Here is a 6,375-nt window from a genome sequence, read left to right as displayed (position 1 = left end):
GCTTTGGTTTTTTCCAAAAAAACACCCCCGGGGGGTAATTCCCCCCCCCTTTCCCCCGGGCCCCCCCTGGCCCCCCCCCGCGGCCCGCCCCGGGGGGGCCCAATGGAGCGCTACCTGCGAGATTTGCCTGACAAGCACCGGCCCCCACTGTCGCCATCCGTCACCACCCCGCGTGGATAGCCATCCTCGCTTGCCGAAGTGTTCTCCCGACACGGGAGCGTTCGTTGACAATCGCCAGGCGCGAAAGCGAGCGTGGCGCAGATGAAGCGCGCGACCTCCCTTCTCCCGCAAGTGGGGAAGGGGAAGATCACGCTGCGGCTTTCCCAACGGAAGGCTGCCGATCAAATCGCCAAATCTTGACCGGAATAATCATCTTATTTTTGAGTAAAAGCAAAGACTTGCGCCAAAAATTGACCAATTGATAAAAAAATAGAACGTGCTACGCTTCCTCAAAACGAGAATAAACTGGGGAACTGGAATGGCAGAAGGTCTTTTCAAGGAAGGCATCGTCGGCGGCCGCCTTGCGCCCACCCAATACGCCGAGAATTTCTCCGACCTGCACCCCGCGCTCGACTATCACGAGGCGCTGGTGGAGTCCGATCGTTGCTATTTCTGCTACGACGCGCCGTGCATGCAGGCATGCCCGACATCGATCGACATCCCGATGTTCATCCGCCAGATTTCGACCGGCAATCCGATCGGCTCGGCCAAGACCATCTTTGACCAGAACATCCTCGGTGGCATGTGCGCCCGCGTCTGTCCGACCGAGACGCTGTGCGAGGAAGTCTGCGTCCGCGAGGTTGCCGAGGGCAAGCCGGTGCAGATCGGCCGACTGCAGCGTTATGCCACCGACGTGGCGATGGGGCAGGGCAAGCAGTTCTACAGCCGCGCCGAGCCGACCGGCAAGAAGATCGCCGTCGTTGGCGCCGGCCCCGCCGGCCTCGCCGCCGCGCACCGTCTCGCGCGCTACGGCCATGAGGTGACCATTCTCGAAGCTCGGCCCAAGGCCGGCGGCCTCAACGAATACGGCATCGCCGCCTACAAGAGCACCGACGATTTCGCCCAGGCCGAGGTCGACTACGTCAACGCGATCGGTGGCATTGCGACCGAAAACGGCAAGGCGCTCGGCCGCGACTATCACCTCGGAGATCTCACCGCTTCGTATGATGCGGTGTTCCTCGGCCTCGGGCTTGCCGGCGTCAACGCGTTGCGCGCCGAGGGCGAAGACGCTTCAGGCGTCTCCAACGCCGTCGACTTCATCTCCACCCTGCGCCAGTCGAGTGACCTCGCCGGCCTGCCGGTCGGGCGCCGTGTCGTCGTCATCGGCGGCGGCATGACAGCGGTCGACGCCGCCGTGCAGTCCAAGCTGCTGGGTGCTGAGGAAGTGACGATCTGCTACCGCCGCGGCCAGGAGCACATGAACGCCTCGGAGTTCGAGCAGGATCTCGCCGCCGCCAATGGTGTCGTCATCCGCCACTGGCTGCAGCCCAAGAAGGTCATTTCGGAAGGCGGCAAGGTCGTTGCCATCGAACTCGAATACACCGCCATGAAGGGCGACAAGCTTAGCGGCACCGGCGAGATCGTCAGGCTCGCCGCCGACCAGGTGTTCAAGGCGATCGGCCAGAGTTTCGAGCCGGCAGCACTCAACGGCAGCGGCCCATCAGTTGCTATGGAAGTCGGCCGCATCAAGGTCGATGGAGAAGGGCGCACCTCGCTCGCCAAGGTCTGGGCCGGTGGCGACTGCATTGCGGGAGGCGACGACCTGACGGTCTCGGCTGTGGCGCAAGGGCGCGACGCGGCTGAATCCATCAACCGCGCCCTGATCGGCTGAGGGAGGACAAGATGGCAGATATCCGCAACAATTTCGTCGGCATCAAGTCGCCCAACCCGTTCTGGCTGGCCTCCGCGCCGCCGACCGACAAGGCCTACAACGTCATCCGCGCCTTCAAGGCGGGCTGGGGCGGCGTCGTCTGGAAGACGCTCGGCGAGGAAGGCCCGCCGGTCGTCAACGTCAACGGCCCGCGCTATGGCGCGATCTGGGGCGCTGACCGCCGCCTGCTTGGCCTCAACAACATCGAGCTGATCACCGACCGCGACCTGCAGACCAACCTGCGCGAGATCAAGCAGGTCAAGATGGATTGGCCCGATCGGGCCATCGTCGTGTCGCTGATGGTGCCGTGCGTCGAGGAAGCCTGGAAGGCGATCCTGCCGGTGGTCGAAGAGACCGGCGCCGACGGTATCGAGCTCAATTTCGGCTGCCCGCACGGCATGTCGGAACGCGGCATGGGGGCGGCCGTCGGCCAGGTGCCCGAATACATCGAGATGGTCGTGCGCTGGTGCAAGCAAAACACCCGCATGCCGGTCATCACCAAGCTCACGCCCAACATCACCGACGTGCGCAAGCCGGCGCGCGCAGCGCATGCCGGCGGCACCGACGCGGTGTCGCTGATCAACACCATCAACTCGATCACCGGCGTCAACCTCGACAGTTTCGCGCCGGAGCCGACAATCGACGGCAAGGGGTCGCATGGCGGCTATTGCGGCCCGGCGGTCAAGCCGATCGCCATGAACATGGTCGCCGAGATCGCACGTGATCGCGAGACGGCAGGACTGCCGATTTCGGGCATCGGCGGCATCACCACCTGGCGCGATGCTGCCGAATTCATGGCGTTGGGCGCCGGCAACGTGCAGGTCTGCACCGCTGCCATGACCTACGGCTTCAAGATCGTGCAGGAGATGATCGCCGGTCTCGAAAACTGGATGGACGAGAAGGGCCATCGCTCGCTCGACGACATCGTCGGCCGCGCCACACCCAACGTCACCGACTGGCAGTATCTCAACCTCAATTATGTTGCCAAGGCACGGATCGACCAGGATGCTTGCATCAAGTGCGGCCGCTGCCACATCGCCTGCGAGGACACCTCGCACCAGGCGATCACCAGCATGCTCGACGGTATCAGGCATTTCGAGGTGATCGAGGAAGAGTGCGTCGGCTGCAATCTGTGCGTCAACGTCTGCCCGGTCGAAGGCTGTATCACGATGGAGCCGCTGGCCGTCGGTGCCATGGACAAGCGCACCGGCAAGCCGGTGTCGCCGCACTATGCCAACTGGACGACGCACCCCAACAACCCGATGGCCAAGGTGGCGGCGGAGTAGGGGCAACAAGCCATGGACGACAGGAGCGAAATCATTGAGTTCGCTCTCGCCTGGATGGCGGCGATCGTTGCCAACGATGCCGCCGCCATTGGCAACTTCATGACCGACGAATGGATCATCGTCGGCTCAGACGGTGCGACCGCCAAGGCGGAATTTCTCGCCATGGTCCAGTCGGGCGACCTGACCCACGACATGATGCGCACCGTTGATGGTGCAAGGGTCGAGTTCTACGGCGCGACCGCGGTCTACACCGCGCGGGTGATCAACAGCGGTCATTTTCGCGGCCAGTCGTTCAGTGCCGACGAGTGGGTGAGTGATGTCATGGTCCGTATTGACGCGGGCTGGAAGTGCGTGCTGAGTCACGTGACGCTGGCGAGCGGCTGAGCGTACCTTTCTCAACAGATAGCTATCATCACAGATGAAATTCGCGCCGCGCCCATTGCGGATAATTATTATCCACGATATGGATTATCCACGATAAAGGAGGCGGCGATGAAGCTTGGTGATGGCGTGGAGGCGGCGATCCATTGTGCGGCGATGCTGGCTGGCGTCGACGGTGACGGAACGCTGCCGGGCAATGCCATGGCCGAGGCCTTTGGGCTGTCGCCGAGCTATCTGCTCAAACATCTCAAGGCGCTGACGGCGGCAAGGATTCTCGAGTCGGTGCCGGGGCCGAGTGGCGGCTACCGGCTGGCACGGGTGGCGGAGAAAATCACGCTGCTCGACATCGTGCTGGCTGTCGAGGGCAGGGAGCCGGCGTTCCGCTGCGGCGAGATCAGGCAGAAGGGCAGCTATGCGCTCGACCCATCAGCCTATGTAAAGCCCTGCGGTATCAATGTCGCCATGCTCAAGGCCGAGCGGGCCTATCGCGCGGCACTCGCCGAGACCAGGCTCTCCGACATTGTCGCCGATTTCAACGCCACCGCAGACCAGCGCATCGTCACCGCCAGCTGCGCCTTCGTGGCGCTGAACCAGCGGCCGCAGAATTCCAAACAAAGACCCATCAACCAAAGGAAGATGCCATGACACCCAGGCTGAATTTCTACACCGCCGCACCCGAGCTGACGAAGCTTCTGGTCGCGCTCAACACTGCTATCAACGAATGCGGGCTTGAAGTCGGCCTGCTGCACCTGATCAAGCTGCGCGCGTCACAGATCAATGGCTGCTCCTATTGTGTCGACATGCACAGCCGCGAGGCCAAGCACGACGGCGAGACCGAGCAGCGCCTGTGGTTGGTCGCTGCATGGAAGGAATCGCCGCTGTTTTCCGAACGTGAGCGCATGGCATTTGCCTGGACCGAAGCGGTCACCAACATTGCCGACGCGGGCGTTCCGGCCGAACTCTATGTCGAAGGGCAAAAGCACTTCTCCGGGGATGAACTGGTCAAGCTCACCATGGCGGTTGGCATGATCAACACCTGGAACCGGCTGTGCGTGACGTTCCACGCCGTTCATCCGGTCGCCGAAGCCAAGGCCGCCTGATCCAATAACCAAGAAGACAGTTGCAGCGATCGCCGGCAGGCGATCGCCACGGGGGATTCATGTTCGACATTTCGACATTGGCCGTTATCGGCCGGCTGCTGCTTGGCGGCGCTTTCGTTTTTGCCGGCCTGCGCAACATCGCCAATACCAAACTGCTGACGGGCATGATGACCGCCCGCGGCGTGCCGCAGGCAGGCCTGGCCTTGTGGGCCGGGATCGTGCTGCAGATCGTTGCCGGCCTGATGCTGATGGTCGGTTTCCACGCCGCCTATGCGGCTGCGGCACTCATCGCGTTCCTGATCGCAGCCACGCTGATGTTTCACAATTTCTGGGATCACCAGGGTGCGGATCGCGCCTCCCGGATCAACGGCGTGGTCAGCAACGTGGCTCTTGCCGGCAGTTTCCTGCTGGTGATCGCGGCTGGCAAATAGAGTCGGCCGCAGCAGAGAAACTGATTCAGCTTTTTGACCTAAAGCACTCACGGAAAAGCAGTTCGAGGGCGCGCGATGCATCTTCGAACTGACCGCTTTCATCGCTGCAAATGTTGTTTCTTGCTGTGTCCGGACACGAAAACGCCTGCATCGGGACGCCTCTCATGTTTCAATGAACGCTGCGGCCTGTCCTGATCGGCGGGCCGCCAAGCCGACGGCGAAGATGAGAAGCGCCATGACCCGAGCTCCCAAGAAAAGCGAAACCCTGGAAATCAGGATTCCGCACGAGACCAAGCAGGCGCTGATGGCCCGCAGTCGCTCCGAGGGGAGACCGGCGAGCGAAGTGGTACAGAGTTTCATCGACGCCTAACTGGCTGAGGCGGCATGTTCTCCACCCCAGGCAGTATGGGAAAGAAGCATGGCCAAGTTTCGCACCAAGCCTTGGCAGCCCAACCGAAATTCGTGCCAGCGAGTTTGCGCAAATGGATCTCGACCATGACGGCCGGCTGAGCTTTTCGGAATTTGAGGGGCATCATCGCTCGCTTGTCGACAGGGCATTCGCAGCCTTCGACCGAGACGCCGACAACCGGCTGTCGCGCCAGGAATTCATGGCTCCCAAAGAGTAGGCCGCAGCAGCCTGGTGCCGGTCAACCGGCCTTGGGTTTCAGCCCTTCGAGGAAGAGCTGTTCGAGGAAGCGCGCTGCATCTTCGAAGCGGCCGTCGCCACCACGGTCCGGGCCGAGCACGGCACGGACCTGAACGTCGAAATCGGCGTAATGCTGGGTCGTCGCCCAGATCGCGAAGATCAGGTGCCAGGGATCGGTCCTGGCGACCTTGCCGTTGCGCATCCAACCCCTGATGACTTCGACCTTTTCGTCGACGAGTTCTTTCAACTCGCCCTCCAGCATCGGCATGATGCGCGGCGCGCCTTGCAGGATTTCGTTGGCGAACAACCGGCTTTCCCTGGGAAAATCGCGGGCCATCTCGAGCTTGCGCCTGATGTAGCTGCGCAGTTCGGTCATCGGGTCGCCGATGTTGTCGAGCTCCTTCAGCGGTGCCAGCCAGGTGTCGAGCAGCCGGTGCATCAGCGTCTCGTGGATGTCTTCCTTACGGCGGAAATAGTAAAGCAGGTTGGGCTTCGACATGCCCGCCGCTTCGGCGATCTGGTCGATGGTCGAGCCACGGAAGCCATTGGTCGAAAACACCTCCAAGGCGGCCTCGAGGATGACCTCGCGCTTCTCTTTCTGGATGCGGGTGCGACCGCGCGGTGTTGAGCCTTCCATGGTCATCACGTCCCGCATTCGAGG

The 6,375-nt window shown here is 62.3% G+C and carries 9 protein-coding genes; 8 read left to right on the top strand and 1 reads right to left on the bottom strand.

The genetic code is table 11. The features are described 5' to 3' along the window. Window positions 1–478 precede the first annotated feature (478 nt). The 8 genes from IHE39_RS22135 (at window position 479) to IHE39_RS31150 (ending at window position 5,694) form a co-directional block, all read left to right on the top strand. Window positions 479–1,831: an NAD(P)-dependent oxidoreductase gene (locus tag IHE39_RS22135; protein ID WP_192567967.1), complete on the top strand. Its 1,353-nt coding sequence runs from the start codon at window positions 479–481 to the stop codon at window positions 1,829–1,831. 11 nt (window positions 1,832–1,842) lie between these two features. Beyond that, window positions 1,843–3,156 carry an NAD-dependent dihydropyrimidine dehydrogenase subunit PreA gene (gene preA, locus IHE39_RS22130; protein WP_184767081.1) on the top strand — a complete coding sequence of 438 codons (1,314 nt, stop codon included), beginning with the start codon at window positions 1,843–1,845 and terminating at the stop codon, window positions 3,154–3,156. Window positions 3,157–3,168: 12 nt separating this feature from the next. Beyond that, complete coding sequence (locus tag IHE39_RS22125) at window positions 3,169–3,540, top strand: nuclear transport factor 2 family protein (protein WP_192567966.1); 372 nt, start codon at window positions 3,169–3,171, stop codon at window positions 3,538–3,540. Between the two features lie 108 nt (window positions 3,541–3,648). Next, entirely contained in the window at window positions 3,649–4,182 is a 534-nt protein-coding gene (locus IHE39_RS22120) for an RrF2 family transcriptional regulator (protein WP_184767083.1), read from the top strand. Then, window positions 4,179–4,637 (top strand): carboxymuconolactone decarboxylase family protein, encoded by a 459-nt coding sequence (locus tag IHE39_RS22115; RefSeq protein ID WP_184767084.1) that lies wholly within the window; start codon window positions 4,179–4,181, stop codon window positions 4,635–4,637. Before IHE39_RS22120 ends, IHE39_RS22115 begins: the two co-directional genes overlap by 4 nt. Window positions 4,638–4,696: 59 nt before the next feature. Continuing rightward, window positions 4,697–5,068, top strand: coding sequence for a DoxX family protein (locus tag IHE39_RS22110; protein ID WP_192567965.1), 372 nt, complete (start codon window positions 4,697–4,699; stop codon window positions 5,066–5,068). Window positions 5,069–5,303: 235 nt separating this feature from the next. Continuing rightward, complete coding sequence (locus IHE39_RS31000) at window positions 5,304–5,438, top strand: hypothetical protein (protein ID WP_281399393.1); 135 nt, start codon at window positions 5,304–5,306, stop codon at window positions 5,436–5,438. Between the two features lie 4 nt (window positions 5,439–5,442). Continuing rightward, a complete protein-coding gene (locus IHE39_RS31150) occupies window positions 5,443–5,694 on the top strand; it encodes an EF-hand domain-containing protein (RefSeq protein ID WP_281397479.1) in 252 nt (83 codons plus the stop codon). A gap of 21 nt (window positions 5,695–5,715) precedes the next feature. On the opposite strand, the gene IHE39_RS22100 is transcribed toward IHE39_RS31150, so the two are convergent. Further along, entirely contained in the window at window positions 5,716–6,351 is a 636-nt protein-coding gene (locus tag IHE39_RS22100) for a TetR family transcriptional regulator C-terminal domain-containing protein (protein WP_184767086.1), read from the bottom strand. Between the last annotated feature and the right edge of the window lie 24 nt (window positions 6,352–6,375).

The organism is Aminobacter carboxidus, from assembly GCF_014863355.1.
In the GTDB taxonomy this organism is placed as follows: Bacteria; Pseudomonadota; Alphaproteobacteria; order Rhizobiales; family Rhizobiaceae; genus Aminobacter; species Aminobacter carboxidus.
This window is presented reverse-complemented; position numbering and strand designations above follow the sequence as displayed.

Coding starts and splice junctions, on each gene's coding strand:
- preA (WP_184767081.1), top strand. CDS start 1,843: ATGGCAGATATCCGCAACAATTTCGTCGGCATCAAGTCGCCCAACCCG.
- IHE39_RS22100 (WP_184767086.1), bottom strand. CDS start 6,351: ATGGAAGGCTCAACACCGCGCGGTCGCACCCGCATCCAGAAAGAGAAG.
- IHE39_RS22135 (WP_192567967.1), top strand. CDS start 479: ATGGCAGAAGGTCTTTTCAAGGAAGGCATCGTCGGCGGCCGCCTTGCG.
- IHE39_RS22115 (WP_184767084.1), top strand. CDS start 4,179: ATGACACCCAGGCTGAATTTCTACACCGCCGCACCCGAGCTGACGAAG.
- IHE39_RS22110 (WP_192567965.1), top strand. CDS start 4,697: ATGTTCGACATTTCGACATTGGCCGTTATCGGCCGGCTGCTGCTTGGC.
- IHE39_RS31000 (WP_281399393.1), top strand. CDS start 5,304: ATGACCCGAGCTCCCAAGAAAAGCGAAACCCTGGAAATCAGGATTCCG.
- IHE39_RS22125 (WP_192567966.1), top strand. CDS start 3,169: ATGGACGACAGGAGCGAAATCATTGAGTTCGCTCTCGCCTGGATGGCG.
- IHE39_RS22120 (WP_184767083.1), top strand. CDS start 3,649: ATGAAGCTTGGTGATGGCGTGGAGGCGGCGATCCATTGTGCGGCGATG.